The organism is Streptococcus sp. SG2 (assembly GCF_030439925.1).
In the GTDB taxonomy this organism is placed as follows: Bacteria; Bacillota; Bacilli; order Lactobacillales; family Streptococcaceae; genus Streptococcus; species Streptococcus gordonii.
Genome location: NZ_JAQFJD010000002.1, coordinates 582,058 through 604,197, shown reverse-complemented (window position 1 = coordinate 604,197; position 22,140 = coordinate 582,058). Strand labels below are relative to the sequence as shown.

Annotated in this window: 15 protein-coding genes and 4 pseudogenes; 2 read left to right on the top strand and 17 right to left on the bottom strand. The window is 40.7% G+C overall.

Translation table 11 applies throughout. The annotated features are described in order from the left end of the window. Positions 1-213 precede the first annotated feature (213 nt). The gene (gene adhP, locus PCY09_RS06720; protein WP_008808560.1) at positions 214-1,236 is read left to right on the top strand and encodes an alcohol dehydrogenase AdhP; all 1,023 of its coding nucleotides are present in this window, start codon (positions 214-216) and stop codon (positions 1,234-1,236) included. A gap of 299 nt (positions 1,237-1,535) precedes the next feature. On the opposite strand, the gene PCY09_RS06715 is transcribed toward adhP, so the two are convergent. The 9 genes and pseudogenes from PCY09_RS06715 to PCY09_RS06675 all read right to left on the bottom strand — a co-directional run bounded on the left by PCY09_RS06715 (position 1,536) and on the right by PCY09_RS06675 (position 8,472). After that, positions 1,536-1,901: a TIGR02328 family protein gene (locus PCY09_RS06715; protein WP_045634210.1), complete on the bottom strand. Its 366-nt coding sequence runs from the start codon at positions 1,899-1,901 to the stop codon at positions 1,536-1,538. Beyond that, positions 1,885-2,099, bottom strand: a pseudogene (locus tag PCY09_RS06710) (hypothetical protein). Before PCY09_RS06710 ends, PCY09_RS06715 begins: the two are co-directional and overlap by 17 nt. Before the next feature lie 181 nt (positions 2,100-2,280). Next, complete coding sequence (locus PCY09_RS06705) at positions 2,281-3,366, bottom strand: HigA family addiction module antitoxin (RefSeq protein ID WP_125396913.1); 1,086 nt, start codon at positions 3,364-3,366, stop codon at positions 2,281-2,283. Then, positions 3,359-3,696 (bottom strand): annotated as a pseudogene (locus tag PCY09_RS06700) (type II toxin-antitoxin system RelE/ParE family toxin). Before PCY09_RS06700 ends, PCY09_RS06705 begins: the two are co-directional and overlap by 8 nt. 130 nt (positions 3,697-3,826) lie before the next feature. Then, complete coding sequence (locus tag PCY09_RS06695) at positions 3,827-5,428, bottom strand: type I restriction-modification system subunit M (protein WP_048778800.1); 1,602 nt, start codon at positions 5,426-5,428, stop codon at positions 3,827-3,829. A gap of 21 nt (positions 5,429-5,449) precedes the next feature. After that, entirely contained in the window at positions 5,450-5,743 is a 294-nt protein-coding gene (locus PCY09_RS06690; protein ID WP_048778802.1) for a helix-turn-helix domain-containing protein, read from the bottom strand. Continuing rightward, a pseudogene (locus PCY09_RS06685) lies at positions 5,733-6,098 on the bottom strand (type II toxin-antitoxin system RelE/ParE family toxin). The gene PCY09_RS06690 and the pseudogene PCY09_RS06685 overlap by 11 nt, the downstream one beginning before the upstream one ends. A 285-nt stretch (positions 6,099-6,383) precedes the next feature. Beyond that, positions 6,384-7,235: pseudogene (locus PCY09_RS06680) on the bottom strand (HAD family hydrolase); the annotation flags it as partial. A gap of 16 nt (positions 7,236-7,251) precedes the next feature. After that, the gene (locus tag PCY09_RS06675; protein WP_065428752.1) at positions 7,252-8,472 is read right to left on the bottom strand and encodes a restriction endonuclease subunit S; all 1,221 of its coding nucleotides are present in this window, start codon (positions 8,470-8,472) and stop codon (positions 7,252-7,254) included. A 284-nt stretch (positions 8,473-8,756) separates the two neighbouring features. Here PCY09_RS06675 and PCY09_RS06670 point away from each other — a divergent pair, with 284 nt between their 5' ends. Further along, a complete protein-coding gene (locus PCY09_RS06670; protein ID WP_048778807.1) occupies positions 8,757-10,703 on the top strand; it encodes a retron Ec67 family RNA-directed DNA polymerase/endonuclease in 1,947 nt (648 codons plus the stop codon). A gap of 103 nt (positions 10,704-10,806) precedes the next feature. On the opposite strand, the gene PCY09_RS06665 is transcribed toward PCY09_RS06670, so the two are convergent. The 8 genes from PCY09_RS06665 to infB all read right to left on the bottom strand — a co-directional run bounded on the left by PCY09_RS06665 (position 10,807) and on the right by infB (position 22,131). Then, positions 10,807-13,794, bottom strand: coding sequence for a type I restriction endonuclease subunit R (locus PCY09_RS06665; protein WP_048778809.1), 2,988 nt, complete (start codon positions 13,792-13,794; stop codon positions 10,807-10,809). Positions 13,795-13,930: 136 nt separating this feature from the next. Next, a complete protein-coding gene (locus PCY09_RS06660) occupies positions 13,931-14,383 on the bottom strand; it encodes a GNAT family N-acetyltransferase (protein WP_125365788.1) in 453 nt (150 codons plus the stop codon). Continuing rightward, positions 14,384-15,229, bottom strand: coding sequence for an aldo/keto reductase (locus PCY09_RS06655; RefSeq protein ID WP_125396911.1), 846 nt, complete (start codon positions 15,227-15,229; stop codon positions 14,384-14,386). A 79-nt stretch (positions 15,230-15,308) separates the two neighbouring features. Next, entirely contained in the window at positions 15,309-15,506 is a 198-nt protein-coding gene (locus PCY09_RS06650; RefSeq protein WP_008808554.1) for a hypothetical protein, read from the bottom strand. Positions 15,507-15,652: 146 nt separating this feature from the next. After that, positions 15,653-16,804: an N-acetylglucosamine-6-phosphate deacetylase gene (gene nagA / locus PCY09_RS06645; RefSeq protein WP_125365784.1), complete on the bottom strand. Its 1,152-nt coding sequence runs from the start codon at positions 16,802-16,804 to the stop codon at positions 15,653-15,655. A 161-nt stretch (positions 16,805-16,965) separates the two neighbouring features. Then, positions 16,966-18,597 carry a Na/Pi cotransporter family protein gene (locus PCY09_RS06640; RefSeq protein ID WP_125365782.1) on the bottom strand — a complete coding sequence of 544 codons (1,632 nt, stop codon included), beginning with the start codon at positions 18,595-18,597 and terminating at the stop codon, positions 16,966-16,968. A 144-nt stretch (positions 18,598-18,741) separates the two neighbouring features. After that, a complete protein-coding gene (gene rbfA / locus PCY09_RS06635) occupies positions 18,742-19,089 on the bottom strand; it encodes a 30S ribosome-binding factor RbfA (protein WP_008808551.1) in 348 nt (115 codons plus the stop codon). 192 nt (positions 19,090-19,281) lie between these two features. Continuing rightward, positions 19,282-22,131: a translation initiation factor IF-2 gene (gene infB, locus PCY09_RS06630; RefSeq protein WP_125396910.1), complete on the bottom strand. Its 2,850-nt coding sequence runs from the start codon at positions 22,129-22,131 to the stop codon at positions 19,282-19,284. Between the last annotated feature and the right edge of the window lie 9 nt (positions 22,132-22,140).

The following is a 22,140-nucleotide window of genomic DNA, read 5'->3' as shown; positions in this document are numbered from 1 at the left end:
ATACCTATTTTATAAAGTTTGATGAGTCAATTTGTTTGAAATATAGAATAAAATTAGAATAATATACGGTTTTTAGCACCTTTGTCGTAAGAAATAGTCCTCCTAGCAATCTAGCAGGGAATTACTTTTTGTTGAAAGCGCTTGCTGATCCAAAAACTTTGTGATATAATTAACATATTAATAATAATAATAACTAAACAGGAGGAACTACTTATGAAAGCAGTTGTTGTTAATCCAGAAAGTACTGGTGTTGAAATCATTCAAAACAAAGAACTCCGTCCGCTTGAAACAGGTGAAGCTCTTGTAGAAATTGAATACTGTGGTGTCTGCCACACTGACTTGCACGTTGCACATGGTGACTTCGGCAAGGTCCCAGGCCGTATCCTTGGTCACGAAGGGATCGGTATCGTCAAAGAATTGGCTCCTGATGTGAAGAGCTTGAAAGTCGGTGACCGCGTCAGTGTAGCTTGGTTCTTTGAAGGTTGTGGCACATGTGAATACTGTACTACAGGACGTGAAACTCTTTGCCGTACAGTAAAAAATGCTGGTTATTCTGTTGACGGTGGTATGGCTGAACAATGTATCGTAACAGCTGACTATGCTGTCAAAGTTCCTGAAGGTCTTGATCCTGCACAAGCTTCTTCTATCACTTGTGCCGGGGTAACTACTTACAAAGCCATCAAAGAAGCTCAGCTCCAACCAGGCCAATGGATCGTCCTTTATGGTGCAGGTGGTTTGGGTAACCTAGCTGTTCAATATGCCAAGAAAGTTTTCAATGCCCATGTTATCGCAGTCGACATCAACAATGACAAACTTGCCTTAGCAAAAGAAGTTGGTGCTGATATTGTCATCAATGGACATGAAGTTGATGACGTTCCTGGCCTTATCAAAGAAAAAACAAACGGTGGAGCTCATTCTGCTGTCGTAACAGCAGTTTCTAAAGTGGCCTTCAACCAAGCCGTTGATTCTGTACGTGCAGGTGGTCGTGTAGTAGCTGTTGGTTTGCCATCTGAAATGATGGACCTTAGCATTGTCAAGACTGTTCTAGACGGTATCCAAGTCATCGGTTCTCTTGTAGGTACTCGTAAAGACTTGGAAGAAGCCTTCCAATTTGGTGCTGAAGGCTTAGTTGTTCCAGTCGTTGAAAAACGCCCTGTTGAAGATGCCGTAGATGTCTTTGATGAAATGGAAGCTGGTACTATCCAAGGACGTATGGTACTTGACTTCACTCACTAATGCCTCTTTCTATTAATAAACAAAAAACGGACTACTCTATGTTTAGTTCGTTTTTTTTATTGATACTTTTACGGTATAGGGTTCTTAAGATTGGTTGCAAAAAAGATCTCACTATTTATGAAGAAAACAGATCTATCACCCTGTTTATGAAATAGCGTGCAACAAGCTCTTTTTCATTACTTTCTAACCGAAAATACATCATAATACTAAAGCATAAGACCTAGGGAATAATCCTTAGGTCTCATCTTTATGACTCAAAAATACGAAGAAGAAGTTTTCATCGCAAACCTTTTGAGTCGTTATTCCAGCTCTATCCCCTTCTCACGGAGATTATCTACACATTCCTCATAGTAGCGGGCATCATGCTCACTGTAGATGGGATTGCCTAGCTTCTCCTCAGGCAAGTCTTCATAAGAAGGGCAGGTTTTCCCACGGTAGTTCTTGTCCAGCCATTCTGGGCTGACCCGATAGCCACGACTAGCCATCTCCTCCATGATCAAACGATGATAGGCATAGAGATGGTAGGGGGAATGGGTAAAGACATAGTCAACTGTCGCATGCCTCCTCCCCCAGCCATTACCACGTAGGGCGCAACATTCCCGATGTTGCCCCAACAGCTGAGGTCGGGGAAGTTGAGGAACCAAGGCCTCATGCCAAAGTCTCATGGAAGTCTCCTTTCAATAAGGTAAAATATTGTAAGCAGGTGTTTGGATAAAGAGCAAGTAAACCTCCCTTGGAAGCTTGGCCCCATGCTCTGGGATTTGACAGGTATGCACAATCATATTTTCAAGCTCGATTAATTCAACCTGTCCATTCTTCAAGTATTGACGGATTTCTGGGTAAGTCTTGCTGGAATGGCTCAAAGAAAGATCCTTATTTTCCGCACAAAGTTGCTGACAAAATGCCCATTAGTTCTTACTATTCATAGCCGAAACTATCTCCCTTTAAAAAAAATGAGCGAATTATGAGCGGAATATGAACGAATAAATGAGTCTCATTACTGACCGTATTAAGTTTTTTCATCTTCCACAAATTTCCATAAACTCAAGATACAAAGTAATAATTTTCTTTTAGTTCTCGGAATCGGTCAAAACTGAGAATGCCCTCATTTTGTAATCTTCCTAAGACGACACTAGGATGAATATCAATCTCCTCAGCAAAGTGTATAATATCCGACTTATCAAAGTTTCCTTTTTCTACAAAAGTTTGATAGTCTTCAGGTCTAATCAAGAAATCTTTTGCAAACTGGTCTGCCCGCTCCTCGAAACGAAGGTATGACTCACTATTTCCAGCATCAGATGAAAAATCATTCTGCAAAATATGCCCAATCTCATGGAAAAGTGAGAACCAGAAAATATCGGATGCTTTGTTTCGATCTGTGAGTAATAGCATGGCACTGCCATTTCCAAATTTTTTAGTTGCACCATTCAGATTGGCATTTGGCAAAGCAGGTAGACCGACTAGGACAATACCACAGTCTAGCAAGATATCAGACAAGAGTTGAGGAAAGGCTTCTGGATCTTGTCTGGTCAACTTTCTCAAAGCAGGCAAATTTTTCTCTAGCTTTCTGCGATTGAGCTTGGTAGTCGTTTTATCACGCGCTTTTTTAGATGCCAACTCCAGCATGATATTGGAGTTTACTATACTTTTAGGCGTAAACTCACGTGTATTACGATAGCTAACTAGATGGTTGAAAGTCGTGAGGTTTTTTAAATTCGCCACACCTAAAATCTTGCGAAGCTCAACAATCTTTTCTTTCAAAGTATAGCGTTTGTCTGGAACGTAGCCTTCTTCCTTAAAATACTTGAAGTCAATCATCTCGCAGATTTTTTTCTCGCTACCTTCTTCTAGCTCTTTTTGTTCTACGATCTCTGCCACTTTTACATCGTAAGCATTCTGAAGATTGAGCCAGGTTTGCATGGAAACCCCGCTTAGCTTGGCTAACTTATGAGCCGTATCCTTACTAATAGACTCCTCAGCATTGATGATCTTGCTGACAGTCTTTGCCGAAACTCCTAAACGCTCCGCAAATTCTTTTTGCGTTACGTTATAATCTTCAATCAACTCTTCAACATACTGACCTGGATGAAAAGCAATCAGGTCTTTGTATTCAACAATTTTATTACTCATAGTGATTGCTGACCTCCTCTATCTTTAGGATTTCGATCTCTCGAGGCTTAAAAAAATAACATCTTTATCTACCTCACGAAACCCTACAATCAAGCGATAGGAACTCTTTCGACCATCTATATCCAAAGCAAACTGTCCTTGTCTCTTTCCCTTGAGTTGGTGAAAGTGATACTTAGGAAAAGCCGTCACACTAGCTAAAGAATCCGCCACTTCCAAAAAGTTGATCAACTGATGCAACTTTACAGCAATCTTATCCGAAAAATCCTTTTTCGCCTGCCTCAGTTCTGTGCACTGCTTTTTAACAGTTTTGTTTGTATAGATAAGCTTCATAAGTTCCTTTCTGTTAAATTAAATTACCTTTTAGGTAATTTAATTATAGCATCTTTAGACAATAAAAACCAGCCAAAAGTTAATTTGGCTGGGATTTTAAATCGGGTTGACGTTTCTAACTACTTTCCCATCACCCTTTGAACTCCTTCAAAAACTGTTTGAGCTCAGCATCTGCTTCTGGTGTGGTTCCGTGGAGTTGATTAAGCATTTCTAGTAGCGAAGCTGTTTGGCTTTCGATTGCTTTATTTGTCTCGTTAATCTTGCTGACGATTTCTGTTAGTGGCTCTACTTGTTCTTCCTCAAAGGTATCTACATAGCGAGGAATATTGAGGTTATAGTCATTTTCTACAATTTCTTCATAGCTTGCTAGATGGGCAAACTTGTCAATCTCCTCACGAGACTTATAGGCTTTCAGGATCTTCTCGATATGGGCATCCGTCATGATGTTCTGGTTCTTGCCCTTATCAAATTCCTTGGAAGCATCGATAAAGTAAACGTCCCGATTGGTCCGGTTTTTCTTAAGAATGATGACCGTCGTTGGGATGCTGGTATTGAAGAAGATATTGGCAGGAAGACCGATCACGGTATCAATAGCCCCTTCTTCAAGCAAGGCCTTACGAATAGTTCCTTCAGCATTGCCACGAAAAAGGACCCCGTGAGGTAGGACGATAGCCATGACTCCCTTGTCCTGCTTGAGGTGGTAATACCCATGTAAGAGGAAGGCAAAGTCAGCCTTAGACTGGGGCGCAAGTTTCCCAAAAGGAGAGAAACGAGGGTCATGGAGGAAGCCGGAGCTTGCGGACCACTTGGCAGAGTATGGAGGGTTCATGAGAACACCGTCAAAGTTGGTCGGCTCCTGGGTCGGCCAGTCTTCATCCAGCGTATCGGCATTGTGCAAGAACTGGTTTTCAACAGGAACCCCGTGGAGGATCATGTTCATCCGAGCTAGATTATAGGTCGAAGTATTGAGCTCCTGACCAAAGTATTGGACTGTTTGAGGTTGATGAGAATACTTCTTAGCATTGAGCAAGAGGGAGCCTGATCCCATGGTAGCATCGTAGAGTGTAAAACCCTGCTCGTCTTCACGCCCTAAAAAGGCAATCTGGGTCATGAGCTTGGCTACAGGCTGCGGAGTATAGAACTCTCCTGCCTTCTTACCCGAGTCGGTCGCAAACTGACCGATCAGATACTCATAGGCATCACCAAGCATATCTCCTGCGTGCCCCGCCACTTCCAGTACTGCTAGCTCTTTCATAACGGCAGCTACTAGCTGGTTTTGCTTTTGAGGAGTTGCTCCTAGTTTCTTGGAATAGAGATCAATGTCCTCAAAGAGGTTTTCATAGAGTTCATCACATTGCTCAATGTCTCGGAAGCCTTGAGCTAGATCTTCCAGCTGGAAGGTGCCTTCATTGACTCGATCCACCAAGGCTGTAAAGGTCAAGCCCGGCTTGATGACATAGTTGAGCTCATCCTTGATGACGGAGATGAGGTCCTCTTGAGAGTCTGGATCCTCATAGTAGGATCGGTAAAGAGCCAGGGCTTCATCCAAACTCTCTGTCTCCTCCTCCATGGTCTCAGCCACAAAGAAAAGCAACTTATCTGAGAGATACTTGTAAAAGATCATCCCTAAAAGGTAAGACTTATAGTCATTGGCATCCATCTTAGAGCGGAGCACATCCGCTGAGTTCCACAGGGCTTGGTAGAGCGACTGGGAGGTTTGTGTTGTTTCCATAATAATTCTTTCTGATTTCTTTTAGATGTTTTCTTGTTCCAGTGGGACGACAGCGAGGGTCTTGCCCAGACTGGCTAAGACTTTCAAGACCGTGTCCAATTGAGGGCTGGTCTTTCCTGTCTCCATCCGAGCGATGACCGGTTGACTGACCCCACTGAGTTCTTCTAGTTTCTTTTGGCTAATGCCCTTTTCATGCCGAGCCTCGATCAGCTCAGTCATAATTGCGACCCGCAAATCACTTTCCAGGATTTCTTCCTTGGTGAAGAGCTCGGCTCTCACATCTTTCCAATTGCTACCGATGGCACTATTCTTCATCTCTTAGCCCTCTTTCCTTCAAATCTTGCAACGCTCGCTTGGCTTTCTCGATCTCTCATCTAGGTGTCTTTTGCGTCTTTTTGACAAAATGATGCAGTAAGACAAAGCTTCCATCCAGCCAAGCCACGAATAAAATCCGATCCCGCAAAGGTCTCAACTCCCAAATCTCCGCATCCAGATGCTTGATATAGGGTTCACCAGCACGTGTTCCATGCCGGCTTAAAAGTTCAATATAGTCGTTGAGCTTGTTAAGTTTGATCCGGCTGTCCTTGCTATCGCGACGAGCTAGCTCCCTCATATAGTCCAAGACGGGCTGATTTCCATGTTTATCCTTATAAAAATAAATAGCGTGCACAAAGCAACCTCTTTTCGAATATATTATAACTCCAAAGTTATTAAAAGTAAATACTTTTAAGTTATTAAATACTAAGGAGCAACCTTTGAAAGAATCAAAGGAGCTCACTTATACTATTCGAAAAATGATGTACTTATGGATGTTGTTAAGAGTAATTGAGAAGGTTAGATAAACATATCTTGTAAGAGTTTCATTTATAACTTAGAAATTTATAAATGAAATTTAAGTCTATTTTTTCTTTCTTTTAAGCTTTCTTGTGCCTGCTTCAACCTTATCAGCATTTTTCTTAATTTCTAATTTTTCATTAAATACTGTTTTATCAATAATTGTCTTGATTAAATTATCAAGTTCTGTTCCTTCTGAATAATCTGCTGGCACAAAATAATCAATACGACTATCACGAGTCATTTTGTGAACTTTAGTTCTATCATTAGTTTTTGGATTGAATACACCGATAGAATAACCTCCTCGCGTTTTAACTAATTTCATACAGGGTATATCAGTATCACTATCACCCAAATAAATCATATTTCTGAAAGGAACACGTAAATCACTCTCTGGGAAAAATTCATTGACTGCGGAGTCATTTACATCTAAAACACCTTTGGTGATTCGAAATAAAAATTGCGTCTTATTGGTGTAATTCACTACTTGAGCTGGCCAGACTGCAACTCCATTTTCATCACAATAAAAAGAAGTCGCATAAATTTTCTTAAAAGCTCCTTTTTTAGCAATAGAAGTCCCCTCTATCATTTCTTTCAAACCCGATGAAATAATATAGTGCTCAACAGTTACACCTCGTTCTTCCCCATACTTTCTGATTCGTTCAAACCAGCCTTCAACCCCATCGAATAATGCTACTTTTGAACCAAACCTAGCTAGTTCAGTTTTTGTGAATAAAACTTTTCCTGCAGATTCTGTTTTCATAGTATACATATAAGCTAGATTTTGGTCCATATCATTATTATAGGCAAAACTATTTGACTTTTTCCAAAAATCTCCAATTTCATAACCTAGATTCTGGATAAAACCTTGGGCTTGCATATCATCAGGAGACAGAGTTTTATCAAAATCATAACAAATGGCTACAACTGGTTTATCATCTTTAGTGAGACGATTAGATTCTATTTTTGACATAACGCTATTCTCCTTTTTATATAAACATATCCTGTAAGAGTTTCTTTTTGAGTGTTTCCAGTTGAGAAAATTTTTCTTGGTGAGCGGAAATAAGGTTATCTAGGTTAGAGAAGTAGGCGCCGATGGCTTGTTGTTCTTCCATACAAGGGACTAATATCTTTTGATTTTTTACAATATCACTATTGAGATTAACTTGACTTCCTGGTTGACCGTATCGATTCCATTTTTCTTTAAACATTTCTAGCCATTGAAACATAAATTCTCTATCAAATTTTGGATTCATAAAAATTAAAAATCCATCATGTACGCCAGTTTTAACGTAGTTAACAACGGGCTTTCCAACAGTGGCAGCAATACTAAGTAATAAATGAGGTTCCGTTAGAACTCTTGTTTTTTCTTGACCTAATTTTGATATTTTTTGTTCCAAACTATGAATTCTGCCATTCTGACTTGTCACATCAGAGATACGTAACCAGCCAATTTCTGAATTTGGATCAAACCATTTTGGATCTTGTATTGGTCTCGGAGAAGCACCTCGAACAATATCAGCTAGCTCCCCAATATACTTTTCTTCCCACTCACCTTCAAATCCATCCAAACGAACCTCAGGAACCATCTGCCCATCTTTTGGAAACATCTTGGAGAGCATGGTCGCCTTGAGAGATTGGTAGTTGGCGAGATTGTCCTTGTAGCTGACCAGAAGGTCGTCGAGGGTGCGGAAAAGGGAGCCGATTGCGGATTGTTCAGGAAGAGATGGAATGCTTAAATCCATTTTCCCTAACTCTTTACCAGAGATTTCTAAAAAGGTTGATCCAGCTGAATGTTTCAGGGCATATTTTTTTATCTGATCTGAATATGAATATAAAAAGTATACATCAGTTCCTTCATTTACAACTAATGATTGAAAACCTTGATTCGTTGCAGACTCTTCAGTTAGGATTCCAACATCACCAATTCCTGCACGTGAGGTAAATAAAATTGTTTTAAATGCTGGCAACAGCTTCGCGGAACTTTTTTGTAAACCCAATTGTGAAATTGTCTTCTCACTTTTTGTTAAGTAAACTGTTTCTCCTACCTCGGTAGGAGAAAACCAATTAATGCCACCGTTCCAATAGGAAGATTGCTTAGTATCAGGAGTTCCTCCTCCAATAATTTCAGCAATCCTATTCAATTTAGTTGTTTTCCAAATATCCAAATATTTACTAAAGCGAACATTTGGAAATTTATTTTGGAGCATTATAAATCCCTCTCTATTTTTACTAGTTATATCATTAAGTACTATAAACACTAGAAATTATATTTAATCTAGTTTATTATACAATATTTTATTGATTACATAAACGTATCTAGATATTTTTATATTTGTGTGGTAAAATTTTAGTGTGCATGGCTAGATTTTTAACTTGTGATTCGCAAGTAATTAAAGTAATGTTATATGAGTCTTTTAGCATATAGTATAGCTAGACTTAGGTCAGACATACTAAGCAACGCATAATGAGTTGCCATGCACTTTTTATAATTATGAAATATACAGAAATTAAGACAATAATCGATTTTATAAAAGCAATCAAAGTTAATAACTATTCTTATATAAACTATTTGTTGTATGGAATTAAACCAAATAAACAGTATAGTTTATTTGAGATTCCAAAAAAGAATGGGGATAGTAGACAAATTGTATCACCTAATCCGAAATTAAAGAAGATACAGAAAAGAATATACTCTCTTCTTTGGCAACGGTACGAAGAGGTGATGCTATCAAAAACTGGAAAATATCAAAAAACACCATCACTAAGTCATGGCTTCCTTAAAAATAGAAGTATTATAACCAACGCACAAAAACATAGAAATAGAAAAATCATATTAAATATAGACTTAAAAGATTTTTTCGATTCATTTCATTTTGGTAGGGTGCGAGGTTTTTTTCTAAAAAATAAATATTTCAAATTACCGGAAGAAGTAGCAACTATACTGGCACAACTTACTTGCTACAATGGAAAATTACCCCAAGGTGCTCCAACTTCACCATTAATTACAAACCTAATTTGTGAGATTTTAGATTATCGAATTGTTACATTGTCAAAAAAATACAGAGTAACATATACACGTTATGCAGATGATTTAACTTTTTCAACAAATAATAATTCTTTCTTACAATCTGTTTCAGAATTTATCATAGAGTTGACAAATATAATTCAAAAATCTGGATTTGAAATCAATGATTCAAAAACCCATTTAAGTTTATATAATCAGCGACAAGAAGTTACAGGGCTAATTGTTAATAAAAAAATTAATGTGAGACGGGAATTTTATAAAAAAACTCGCGCAATGGCCCATAACTTATATAAAAATGGTGAATTTTATATTGATGAAAACAATAATAAAGGAAGCATAAATCAGCTACATGGTCGGTTCTCCTTTATCTATAATATAGAAAAATATAATAATTTTTTAAGTTATAAAAAATCTTTATCCAAGAATAGCGTGGAATATCAAAAAAATTTACTATCTAGAAATATTGGAATTAAAGGAAATAATGATTTATATACAAAATTTCTATTACAAGAGCATGATATAAATAATACAACTTATTATTCACCAGAACATAATAAACTTTTTTTACCTAAAGATTTCTATTCTTATTTTTTAAAATACGAGAGCGACTACATTAAATATCTTAGTGCCAAAGAAAAAGAATATCAAAAATTTTTATTTTATTTAAATTTTTATGGAAATTCATACCCCACTATAGTTTGTGAAGGAAAAACAGACCCCCTCTACATTAAAGCAGCTCTAAAAAATCTATATAAAGATTATCCTGAACTTGTAACATATGATGATCAAAAGTTTACATTCAAAATTAATTTTTTCAAACGTACCAGTGATACAAATAAACTTCTTTTTGGAGTTCCTGAAGGTGGTGGAAGTAGTTTAAAATTTTTATATAACTACTTTTCCGATATTAAACCTAAGAACAATACACAAGAAGATATCTATACGAACTACTTAGAGTATTTTGAAAATTTAACACTCCATTCAGCAATATCTCCCACAATATTTCTTTTTGATAATGAAGGAAGTGGCCAACCTTTAAGTAATTTCATTTGTCATGTTGCAAAAGACATTAGAATTCCAAATAATGATTTGGATGATAGACGTAAAGAGATGTATTGTCAGAAAGTTAAAAAGAACTTATTTGTTCTTTCTACCCCAAAGGCTGCACATGATACAAAGAGTGACATAGAAAGTCTACTAATTAACAAACCCGTAATTAATGGTCGAACTTTCAGTTCACAGGAATCTTATAAAAGAGAATTTGAATACGGAAAAAATGAACTTGCTAATTACGTTCTAAAAAATTATAAAAATATAAACTTTGAAAAGTTTAAACCTCTATTAAACACAATTCGTGAAATTAATATTTCCTATAAAAAAGAATATAACAAATTAAATTCAAAAAGAGAATGATATTTCAAAAGTTATTATTTATTTCTAACTTTCGAGATATCATTCTCTTTAAATTCTCATAATTATATTAAATATTGATTTATTTCATTAATACTATATATTGTTACCTCCCCACTCTCAGTGGTTCAATCACCTCTTCGATCAGTTGGGTATAGGCTTCTTTGATTTGTTTTTTGTAGCTGAGTGGATTGAGGGCGTCTGCTACTTCTACCTTATAGTCTTTGTAGCGTTGGCTCTTGGTCAGCTGGCTTTCACCTGTTTGCTTCTTAGCGCCTTTACGGTAGTGTTGGATATAGTAGCGAAGTTCGTCCTCTCCGACATACCATTTTTTGACAAAGTTAGAGATATGTTTATCAATCACCGTCTCAATCATATTATCTAAGACACCTGTGATGGATAAACCACGATAAAGTTTTGGGTTTGCTTGTACTTCTGTCCAAAGATTTTGGATGATTGTCGCAAGTCCTGGATTGGTCCTATTCAAGCCTTGGATATAACCATCCACAGCAGCAATATCCTTGTCACTAAGAGGTTCTGCTAAATTGTCATCCTGCTGGATCATACTCTGGATGAGAGTCAAGATATAGGCATAGTTGATCTCATCAACCTGGACAGACTCAAGCTCATAGTGGATATCCAGCGGATCATCTTGATCATCGTCATCTACACGGCTTTTCAGCTCTGCTAGAATATTTTGATAGAGACCTAGGTAGCTTTCTAGCTTGGCATTCGTCAAGCCAGTCTCTTGGTAAATCTCCTCTTCTTTGTATTCATTATAGACGCGGATAGAGGCCAGATACTTATCAAAGGCTTGGTAAGATTTCGCTATTTTACGTAGCTGAGCTGTACTAGCTTGCTCGATAGAAATTCCTTCTTCTTCATGGTCCGTAACTTGCGCTTGAAATTCTCCGCAAGCTGATAGAAAGTTGCTTTTTTCTTCTTCCCAGCTTGGAGCCAAGACCTCATTTTCTCCTCCATTGGAGTAAAGCTTGAGGGCATTGTCGACAGCTTCCTTAAAGGCCTGAGGGCGCTGGAAGGTGATGATATGGCCGAAGCGCTTCTTGTCATCAAAGATCCGATTGGTCCGGCTAAAGGCTTGGATCAAGTCCTGCGGACGCATGGGCTTACGGTCGATAAAGAGCGTGGAGAGACAGGGAGCATCAAAGCCGGTCAAGAGACGATCAACCACGATGACCAGATCCAACTGCTCATTGCGATAGAGGTACTTGTCCTGCTTTCTGGCCAGGCGATTATTGACATCGGTATTAAAGCCCCGCAGATCCGCTAGTCTAAAATGCGTACCAAACTCTTGGTTGTAATCCTCCATGACTTGCTTCATATGGTCTTGGTAGCCGATAGACTCTTCCTCATTTTCAGACACTGAGTAAGTGATGGTAAACTTTGGAAAATCCGGCAAACGGCTTTTGACCCGCTCGGAGACCTTGACCCGCTCCTTGCCAGCCATGATACTCTTGAGCAGATTATAATAAGCCTGTGCTTGTGGGATAGACTTGACCGTTAAAATAGCGTCATAGCTTTTTCCAACTCCTTTAGGGATATTGAGCTGTTGCTGGCTCTTATTAAGGATAGCATCCAGGACTTCTAGCATGTGTTCCTTGTCCTCATAAGCACTATCAGGGATCTCTTCCTCCAGCATATCAGAGATGATAGTATTTCGATAATCCACCTTAAATCCCAGAACTGCTCCATCATGGATGGCTTCCTTAACTGTGTATTCATGCAGGCGTTCGCCATACTGTTGGTGGGTGGTTTGAGCCAAGTCTCCCACTTGTTTTCGTTTATTTTCCTTAAAGATCGGAGTTCCTGTAAAGCCGTACCAGAGAGAGTTTCGGAAGTAGGCCTTGATCTCCTTTTGCATTTGTGGAGTGACAGCTCGGTGGCACTCATCCACGACAAAGGCCACGCGTAGGTCCTTGATCTTCCCAGCATCCCGCTGGTACTTACCTTCTTCAAACTTGCGCATCATGGTCGTAATTTTCTGAATGGTCGTGACTACCACGCGCTTGTCATTGCCCCCTAGACGCTTGACTAGTTCGTGAGTATTATCCGTCTCATCAATATCAATGACATCATTGGCAGCGTATGAGAGGAAGGACGAGGTCGTCTGCTGGTCTAGATCTCTACGGTCGACGACAAAGATGGTCTTTTGGATGGCAGGAATCTGCAAGAGATTGCGGGCCACTTTGTAAGAAGTCAGTGTCTTCCCTGAACCTGTCGTATGCCAGATATAGCCCGACTCTTGACGGCGAGAAGCATCCTGTACTGCCTCAATAGCATGGATCTGATAAGGACGCAGGAGGATAAGAGCTTTCTTGCTATCGTCGATGACCGAGTACTGCATGACCATCTGATGGGCCCGCGGGATGGAGAGGACCTCATGGGCAAAGCTAGTCAGATCCGTCACGGGTCGGTTGTCCTTATCCACCCACTTGGTCAGAAACTGTTTGTTCAGCTTATTTTCACGGGCTGCAGCGATATAGCGAGTGTCGACCTTATTGGTCACGACAAACATCTGCAAGCTCGAGTAGATGCCACGGAACTTGCCTTCACGGTCATATTTTTCTATCTGATAAAAAGCTTTCAAAAATCCAACTCCTGGACTCTTGAGCTCAATGTGAATCATAGGAAGTCCATTAATAAGAAGAGTCACATCCATTCGTCTGTCTTGATCTTGAGGGTATGCCTTGTCTCGCTCGACTTGGTTGACTACTTCATAGCTAGATTTTCCAGCGGCGATATTGTCCCGCCAGATGACTGCTAGACGGATGGTACCAAGACTAGCATCTTCGCGCTGAACCTCTACCTTGGCAATACCGTTTTCTCCTGCTAGCCACTTGGCCGCCTCATAATAGCTGACAAAGTTGAGCTGATTCTTGATTTGGTGTTTTTCTTGATCAGTCAAGGGATGATCCGCTAACATGGCGACATTATTTTGAGCTAGTTTCTCAAAAAAATTCTCCCACAACTGGCCCTCTGTCTTGAGATCTTTCCGATAGGTCCACTGGCTTTCTCCAGATGCCAACTGCTGAATCAACTGTTTTTCAATTTCTAATTCCTGGCTTGTTTTCATTTGATTTCCTTTTGCTTTACATGAGGATTTTCACTTTATTCTTCTATGTTTCATTATAGCATAGAAAGGCTTGATTTTATAGCGTTTCCATGGCTTGGTAAGAAAATCCCCAGCTCTTTTCAAACTGGGGATGACTTTATATTTTTAATTCATACACTTCCTGCCAGCCTGCTGGTCCTAATATGCGCTGGGGCTGTTTGCTAAAACCGTTCTCTCGGTAGAGATAGGAAGCGACTTGATTTCTCTCATTAACGCCTAGGATAATGCTTTTATACATAGGCAGATGCTCTCTTATGAAGTCCGGCAGGAGCTTTAAAGTCTCGCTTCCGTAGCCTCGCATCTGAAAGGCTTCATCCGTTGAAAAGTTACGAAGGAGCAGGCTATCTGGCTGACTGCCATAAGTGTACTTTTCTTCTCCAGCATCCAAGATCAGAAAGGTTACGATTTGATCTTCTTCAAGGCCCAAGATGGCATAGCGATTTTCTAAGTCAGCGACAGCCTGGCTAGGATGGCTGGTAAATCTCAAGTCCGTTAATTGATAAGCCTGCAAGGCCTCTCTATCTGAACTTCGGTAGAATCGGACTTTCATCTAAAAATCCATTGCATCAGGATTTGGTGCGCCACCGGCCAGGCCGCTGATATTTTTAAGCACTTCCAAGTCTGCTGTATCTAGCTTGATGTCAAAGCAGTCCAGATTGCTGGCAATCCGGCTCGGAGTGACCGACTTAGGCAGGGGCAGGAAGCCTTCCTGCAAGCTCCAAGCTAGGGCGATTTGAGCAATGGTCTTGCCATACTTGTCCGCCACAGCCTGCACAGCTGGATTTTGGAAGAGCTCACCTTGGCCAAATGGTCCCCAAGCTTCCAGTAAAATATTGCGCTCACGGCAGAAGTTCACTGCTTCTGTCTGATAGACACCTGGCGCCAGGCGGATTTGATTGACAGCTGGAGTCATGCGTGCTGTCTCAAGCAAGGCTTCTAAGTGGTGAGGCAGGAAATTGCTGACGCCGATTGCACGAATCTTACCAGCATTATAGAGATCTTCCATGGCACGCCAGACTTCAGCATTGCGCTTTTTCCAAGCATCCTTTTCTCTCAAAGCTTTGGGATTAGGCCAGTGGATGAGATAGAGATCCAGATAGTCCAATTCCAACCGCTCCATTGATTGGGCAAAGGCATCCTGAGCCTCCTCATAAGTATGAATGTCATTCCAAAGCTTAGTCGTGATGAAGAGCTCTTCCCTTGGAATGCCACAGTCTTTGATTGCCCGTCCGACACTCTCTTCGTTCTTATAGATAGCTGCCGTATCGATGTGACGATAGCCCTCCTTGAGAGCGGCTAATGTTGCCTGATAGGCTTCTTCACCATCCTTAGCCTTCCATGTCCCAAAGCCAAGCACTGGGATTTTCACGCCATTGTTTAAAAGGTACGTTTCCATAGGTATCCTCCGTCTATTATTTATGAGATCCTCAAAGAGCTAAATTGCTCTGTTGAGAAATAGTTGTCTATTATCCGACCTAGTCCTTCTTTTTCTTCTTAGGGACTATAGGCCCTGGTTTGAAGATATTTTTCTTGGTCGGTGCCATACCCTTACTGATAAAACTATAAATGATAAAGGCGGCTCCAGCGACAATCATCAGAATACGACTCATCGCTAAGCCAAAAAGAAGAAAGACCACACCCATAAGGGTAAATTTATAATCAATCTTTTTCATGTTTCACTCCTGTTTATTTCGTTGATATCATTATATCATGAATACATCATTTCTTATTGATTCAAATTTATTTTCTCAGCTTAAAAAAAATAGAAAGAACAGGCTCACCTGCTCTTTCTTTAAATAGTTAGGAGACTTTTGTATGATTAGGCTTCAAATCTTTTCTCACCATCCAAGTATGTGGCAATCAAGTCCAAGTCATCATTTAAAACGATAAAGTCCGCATCATATCCCTCTTTGATCTGACCGCAAACATCATCAATATGAACAGATTTAGCTGGAATCAGGCTAGCCATCATGACGGCTTGGTGAGGATTGGCAATGCCCCATTTAACAACATTCTTCAAGCCATCTTTTAATTTCAAGATTGAACCAGCTAAGTTGCCTGTTGATTTAAGGCGGGCAGTCCCATCTGCCACAACGACTGGAAATTCACCCAGCATATAATCACCGTCTTCCAGACCGCCAGCTGTCATACAGTCCGTAATGAGAGCGATATTTTCATGGCCCTTTTGCTTGATCAGAATATCGCAAGCCTTAGGATCCACATGGTGGCCATCACAGATTAATTCTGCGTAGGTATGAGGAAGCTCATACATGGCACCAACCATACCTAGCTCCCGGTGGGTCAAGCCACGCATACCGTTATAGGCATGTACCCATACGCTAGCACCAGCTTCCACTGCCGCCTTGGCTTGGTCAAAGGTTGCATCAGAGTGGCCGAGTGCTACTGTCACCCCTTCGTCAGTAATCGTACGAACAAACTCTTCGACACCATTTCGTTCAGGCGCAAGGGCGATCTTATTCAGCAAGCCATTTGAGGCCTTTTGCCAAGCACGAAATTCATCCATGCGAGGATCCTTCATGTAGGAAGGGTTTTGCGCTCCCTTGTATTTCTCGGTGAAGTAAGGTCCTTCAAAATAAAGGCCACGAATCTTGGCACCAGTAGCCTCTTGGTAGCGGGCGCCGATATTTTCTGTCACAGCCAGCAAAAGCTCATAAGACGAAGTCAAAGTAGTTGGTAAAAAGCTCGTAACCCCTGTTGTCAAAAGACCATCACTCATGGTATGAAGGGTCCCTTCAATGTTATTGTCCATGACATCCACTCCGCCAAAGCCATGAATGTGGGTATCTACTAGACCAGGTGCTATGGAATAACCAGTGTAATCAATCACTTCAGCATCAGCAGAAACTTCTTTGACCAACTTTCCAAATTTGCCATCTTTGATTTCTAAATAACCGCCTTGACGGATCCCTTGAGGATAGAAAAATTGATCAGCTTTAATATATTTAGGCATAATATAACCTCCAGATTTTGTCCAAATAGACTAACTTTCTCCCTATTTGGTACTCATTGATTATGTCATCTATATTATAAACCTTTCCCATTTATTTGTAAATGGTATAGACCTATTTTGTGAAAAATTATTATATTAAAAAGACAGGAAGCTTTTCCTGTCTAAATTTGTTCTGCTTGGACCTTTTCAACCAAATTCATAGCATGGTCCGCAACCCTTGTATAGTGAGAAATGATATCAATAAAGTTGACCCCAGCTTGTGGTGTACATTCTCCGCGGTTGAGACGAGAAATGTGGGTCTTCCTAAGCTTACGCTCCAGCTGATCAATTTTCGTATGCTTCTCTTCTAGGCTGTCAGCCAGTTCAATATTATTATCTTCAACTGACTGCAAGGCATCCTTGACAAAATTCAAGGTCATTTGGTAAATCGTTTCTAATTCTTCCAAGGCAGCTTCTGAAAAGATAACTTTTTTCTTGATCAGGTAGTCTGTCAGTTGGAGCAAGGCTTCACCGTGGTCCCCAATTCTCTCCAAATCTCGAGAAGAGTCTAGGATATTGGTTAAGACTTCGCTTTCCTTTTGATTCAGCTGTTCTCCAGAAAGATCAATGAGATAACGTGTCAGTTCTTCGTCAATAGCATTGATGGCCACTTCCGTCTTATGACCCTTGTCTGCAGATTTTTCAGTATGGTTGATCAAATAATCATAGGACAGTTCAAAAGATTTGACAGCGTAGCTTCCCAAATGAAGCAATTCTTTCTTAGCATTTCCTAAGGCTAGTGACGGCGCTTGCTTGATTAGGATCTTATCCAGATATAGCGGTTCGTACTTAACAACTTCATCTTCACCAGGGATTAGTTTGGTCACTATATAAGCAAGAAAACCAATCAGTGGGAATTGAATAATGGTATTGGTAATGTTGAAGGCACCATGAGAGAAAGCAATCGTCATCTCAGGCGATAAGTGTAAGGTAGATTGGAACCACTGAACCATATTGGTAAAGGCCCCAAGAAAGAGCAGACAAACCAAGGTCCCAAAAACGTTAAAGAGTACATGAGATGCTGCAACACGTTTGGCAGCAATATTAGCACCCAAGGAAGCAATAATAGCTGTTATGGTCGTCCCGATATTGTCCCCAAAAAGCACCGGTAGGGCTCCTTGAAGACTAATCAAATCACTAGCATATAGATTTTGCAAGATACCAATCGTAGCAGATGAAGCCTGAATCAGCAAAGTCAACCCTGTTCCGACAAAGACTCCCAAGACTGGATTTTTGCTGAGCTGAATCATATAATCTTTGAAAACCTGTAAATCCTTCAGAGGTTCCATTGCTCCGCTCATCAGATTCAACGCAAAGAATATCCCTCCGACCCCGAAGAGGATCCGACCGATATTGTTCATAGCACGGTTTTTAGTAAAGAATATACAGACAGCACCGACAAAGAGAATTGGAAGGGCATATTCCCCGAGCTTAAAACCAATGATGAAGGAAGTCACTGTTGTTCCGATATTGGCCCCCATGACAATCCCGATGGCCTGGCGCAAGGTCAGAAGTCCCGCACTTACCATACCGACAGTGATAACTGTCACACCTGAGCTGGATTGGATAAGAGCTGTCATCCCGATTCCAACCAGGATACCCAAGATAGGATTGCTGGTATACTTATCGATAAAATAACGTAGGCGATCCCCAGCGGCTTGTTGCAGACCATCACCCATCATCTTGATACTATAAAGAAATAGTCCCAAACCACCTAAAAAGTTAAAAATAATATCTTGCCAATTAATGGACATCCTTTGCCTCCTAAAACCTCTTTCGAAGTATTCCTTTTATATTTTATAGAATAATCGTCAAAGTCACAAGACCTTTTTCAAAAAAAATGAAAAAACTATACTATTTTGTGCAAGAAAAAAAGACCACAGAAGGTCTTTTTCCTATTATTTATCCAAATCCCGCAACATTTGGTCAATCTTGTTACCATATTCAATTGACTGATCTTTTACAAAGGTCAGGTCTGGGATTTTATACATTTTTAAATTGTGTCCCAACTCACGTTTGATGGTCCCAGTTGCTTTTTCAAGCCCCAACTGGGCTTTTTGGTTATCTGATGCCAGATCGCTCATAATAGTATAGTAGACCTTGGCCATTGATAAATCACCCAGCATTTGCACATCAGTGATGGTCACACCTTGGACACGTGGATCGCGGACTTTCTTTTGCAAAATCTCATTGACTTCGCGCTTGATTTCCATTCCAACCCGGTCCACACGGAAATGATTTGCCATTGGATTTCCTTTCTATTTCTTTCTCTGTAAGATAAGCTAGGCTGAGCCTAGCTTATTTTTATTTGGTGATAGAAGCTAGCCGTCTCATTTTGAGAAATATCTTGATGTAGGATTTCAGTAGAATCTGCCATCCTCATCAAAATTGATCTCATGAATACGGACTTAAAAGCTTCAGGGTTTATCTTTTATCTTTTATTTTTTAATTTCTTCCATGATATAGGCTTCAATGGTATCATCTACTTGAATATCATTATAGCCTTCAATCATGAGACCACCTTCACGGCCGTTCGTAACTTCTTTGACATCATCTTTGAAGTGCTTCAAACTAGCCAACTGGCCGTCATAGATCACGACGCCGTCACGAATCACACGGACCTTAGAGTCACGGGTAACTTTACCGCTGACAACCATAAATCCACCGATGGTACCAACTTTAGAAACCTTGAAGGTTTCACGGATAAGGGCTTCACCGATAATTTTTTCTTGGTATTCAGGGTCCAGCATTCCCTTCATAGCGTCTTCCACTTCTTCGATAACCTTGTAGATGATGCTGTGGAGACGAATTTCAACGCTATCAGACTCAGCTTGCTGACGAGCTTGTGGCGTAGGACGGACATTGAAACCGATAATAACGGCATTTGAAGCTTCAGCCAAGGTTACGTCTGATTCATTGATAGCACCAACTGCTGAGTGGACGATGGTTACCTTCACGCCCTCTACTTCGATCTTTTGTAGGGAAGCAGCCAAGGCCTCAACAGAACCTTGTACGTCGGCTTTGATGATAACATTAACAGACTTGACTTCACCCGCTTTAAGGGTATCAAAGAGATTTTCAAGGCTAACACGGTGAGTGGCTTGACGTTGCTTCAGCAAAGCCCGTTTAGCACGTTCTTCACCGGCTGCACGCGCAGCTTTTTCATCTTCATAAACAGCGAAATGATCACCAGCCATTGGTGTTTCGTTCAGACCTGTGATAGAAACTGGTGTAGATGGACCAGCCACTTTGACACGACGACCCAAATCATTGGTCATCGCACGGACACGACCAAAGGTATTACCAACAACGATAGGATCTTGAACGTTCAAGGTACCTTGTTGGACAAGCAAGGTCGCAACAGCACCTTTTCCTTTATCCAAACGTGCTTCGATAACGGTACCGATGGCACGGACTGTTGGGTCAGCCTTAAGTTCTTGGATCTCTGCTACAAGTAGGACTGTTTCCAATAATTCATCGATGTTTTGGTTGAACTTCGCTGAGATTTCTACAAACTCAGAGTCTCCTCCCCAAGCTGTTGACATAACACCATGCTCTGCCAATTCACCGATAACACGTTCAGGGTTGGCACCTGGCTTATCAATCTTGTTGATAGCAACAATGATTGGAACGTTCGCTGCTTTTGAGTGGTTGATCGCTTCAATAGTCTGAGGCATAACCCCATCATCAGCTGCAACGACTAGGATAGTGATATCCGTAACAGACGCACCACGAGCCCGCATAGATGTGAAGGCCGCGTGTCCTGGCGTATCTAGGAAGGTAATCTTCTTGCCACCTTCGACGATTTGGTAGGCACCGATATGCTGAGTAATTCCTCCCGCTTCACCTGTCGCAACGCGTGAATTACGAAGTGTATCCAAGAGGGTTGTTTTACCATGGTCAACGTGACCCATGATAGTTACAACCGGTGGACGTTCTTCTAAAGCATCTTCATTGATGTAGCCTTCTTCGACAAAGAAACGTTCAATATCAGCAGTGTCAACTTCAACCTTCTTCTTAGCTTCGATACCATAGTCTACCATAAGGAGTTCAATTGTATCACCGTCAAGAGATTGGTTTTGCGTTGCCATAACGCCCATCATAAAGAGCTTCTTAACGATTTCTGCTGGTTCACGTTTGATCCGTTTTGCAATTTCTGCCACGGTCATGCCATCTGTATATTCAAATTCTGTTGGCAATTCATGGAATTTACGCTCTGTAACAGGTTTTGGTGTCGCATTATTATTCCGATTGTTTTTGCCTTTTTTCGTTTTCTTATTGTTATTCCAATTACTATTCTTTTGATTTCTCACTTGATTTTGACTGCTTCGATTCTTTTGTTGTTTTCTTGGACCATCTTCTTCGTGATCAAAGTTATCACGTTCCTTATCAGGTCGTGCTTGTTTCTTCCGACGCGTATCTACAGCAGGCTCTTGAGTTGTTGGAGCTGGTGTTGCTGGTGCTTGCGCTGTAGTTTTTGGAGATTCTACTTCTACAAATAAATCTTCCAATTTAGCTTGTTCTTTACGCTTATTCTGCTCCCGCAAAGCTTCCTTGTTAGCCTTAGCCTGTTTGAAGCGCTCTTCACTAGAACGAGCATACTCAGCATTTTGCTCAGCTTTCAAGGCTGCTGCCCGCGCTTTAAAGTCAATCTTAGGCCCCTGGTTAAAGGACTGGCGTTGTTGATTATATTGGGATTGACCTTGATTGCGATGTTGATTGCCTTGTTCCTGACGATTGCGGCGATCATTGCGATTTTGACTATTACGGTCATTGCGATCGTTTTGGTTATTCCGGCGATCGTTGCGATCATTGCGGTTTCCTTGTGGTCTTTGTTGACCCTGTTGTTTACGACGCTCTGCCTGCTCTTTCGCCCGTGCCTCCCTTTCCGCTTTAAAGTTACGGCTTTGTGGACGTGTAACTTTAGGAGCAGTAGTTCCTTGTGCTTGCTCTTGCTTAGTTGCTGGAGCTTTTTCCACAGGCTTAGGAGATGGTGCTGGGCTAGGTGACGGCTTGTTTGCTGCCTGTTCAGTCTTATCCTTTGCAGGCTTTGATGGCGTCGCCTCTGTTTTTATTGGCTCAGTACTTGGTTTTGCTTTGGCATCAGAAGCACCAGTAACTGCCTTTTTTACAGAAGCAAAACTGGCCACAATCTTATCCGCAGCAGCAGCTTCAACACTAGATGAGTGACTTTTAACATCCAAGCCTAGCTCTTTTGCCCGCTGAACAATTTCCTTACTTTCTTTTCCCAGTTCTTTTGCGATTTCGTATAATCTTTTTTTAGACAAATCCTTGTC

What these genes read in the sequence shown, in the direction of transcription:
- adhP (WP_008808560.1), top strand. Translation starts at nt 214, where the DNA reads ATGAAAGCAGTTGTTGTTAATCCAGAAAGTACTGGTGTTGAAATCATT.
- nagA (WP_125365784.1), bottom strand. Translation starts at nt 16,804, where the DNA reads ATGCCTAAATATATTAAAGCTGATCAATTTTTCTATCCTCAAGGGATC.
- PCY09_RS06705 (WP_125396913.1), bottom strand. Translation starts at nt 3,366, where the DNA reads ATGAGTAATAAAATTGTTGAATACAAAGACCTGATTGCTTTTCATCCA.
- PCY09_RS06655 (WP_125396911.1), bottom strand. Translation starts at nt 15,229, where the DNA reads ATGGAAACGTACCTTTTAAACAATGGCGTGAAAATCCCAGTGCTTGGC.
- PCY09_RS06670 (WP_048778807.1), top strand. Translation starts at nt 8,757, where the DNA reads ATGAAATATACAGAAATTAAGACAATAATCGATTTTATAAAAGCAATC.
- PCY09_RS06715 (WP_045634210.1), bottom strand. Translation starts at nt 1,901, where the DNA reads ATGAGACTTTGGCATGAGGCCTTGGTTCCTCAACTTCCCCGACCTCAG.
- PCY09_RS06640 (WP_125365782.1), bottom strand. Translation starts at nt 18,597, where the DNA reads ATGTCCATTAATTGGCAAGATATTATTTTTAACTTTTTAGGTGGTTTG.
- PCY09_RS06695 (WP_048778800.1), bottom strand. Translation starts at nt 5,428, where the DNA reads ATGGAAACAACACAAACCTCCCAGTCGCTCTACCAAGCCCTGTGGAAC.
- PCY09_RS06665 (WP_048778809.1), bottom strand. Translation starts at nt 13,794, where the DNA reads ATGAAAACAAGCCAGGAATTAGAAATTGAAAAACAGTTGATTCAGCAG.
- PCY09_RS06650 (WP_008808554.1), bottom strand. Translation starts at nt 15,506, where the DNA reads ATGAAAAAGATTGATTATAAATTTACCCTTATGGGTGTGGTCTTTCTT.
- PCY09_RS06660 (WP_125365788.1), bottom strand. Translation starts at nt 14,383, where the DNA reads ATGAAAGTCCGATTCTACCGAAGTTCAGATAGAGAGGCCTTGCAGGCT.
- PCY09_RS06690 (WP_048778802.1), bottom strand. Translation starts at nt 5,743, where the DNA reads ATGAAGAATAGTGCCATCGGTAGCAATTGGAAAGATGTGAGAGCCGAG.
- rbfA (WP_008808551.1), bottom strand. Translation starts at nt 19,089, where the DNA reads ATGGCAAATCATTTCCGTGTGGACCGGGTTGGAATGGAAATCAAGCGC.
- PCY09_RS06675 (WP_065428752.1), bottom strand. Translation starts at nt 8,472, where the DNA reads ATGCTCCAAAATAAATTTCCAAATGTTCGCTTTAGTAAATATTTGGAT.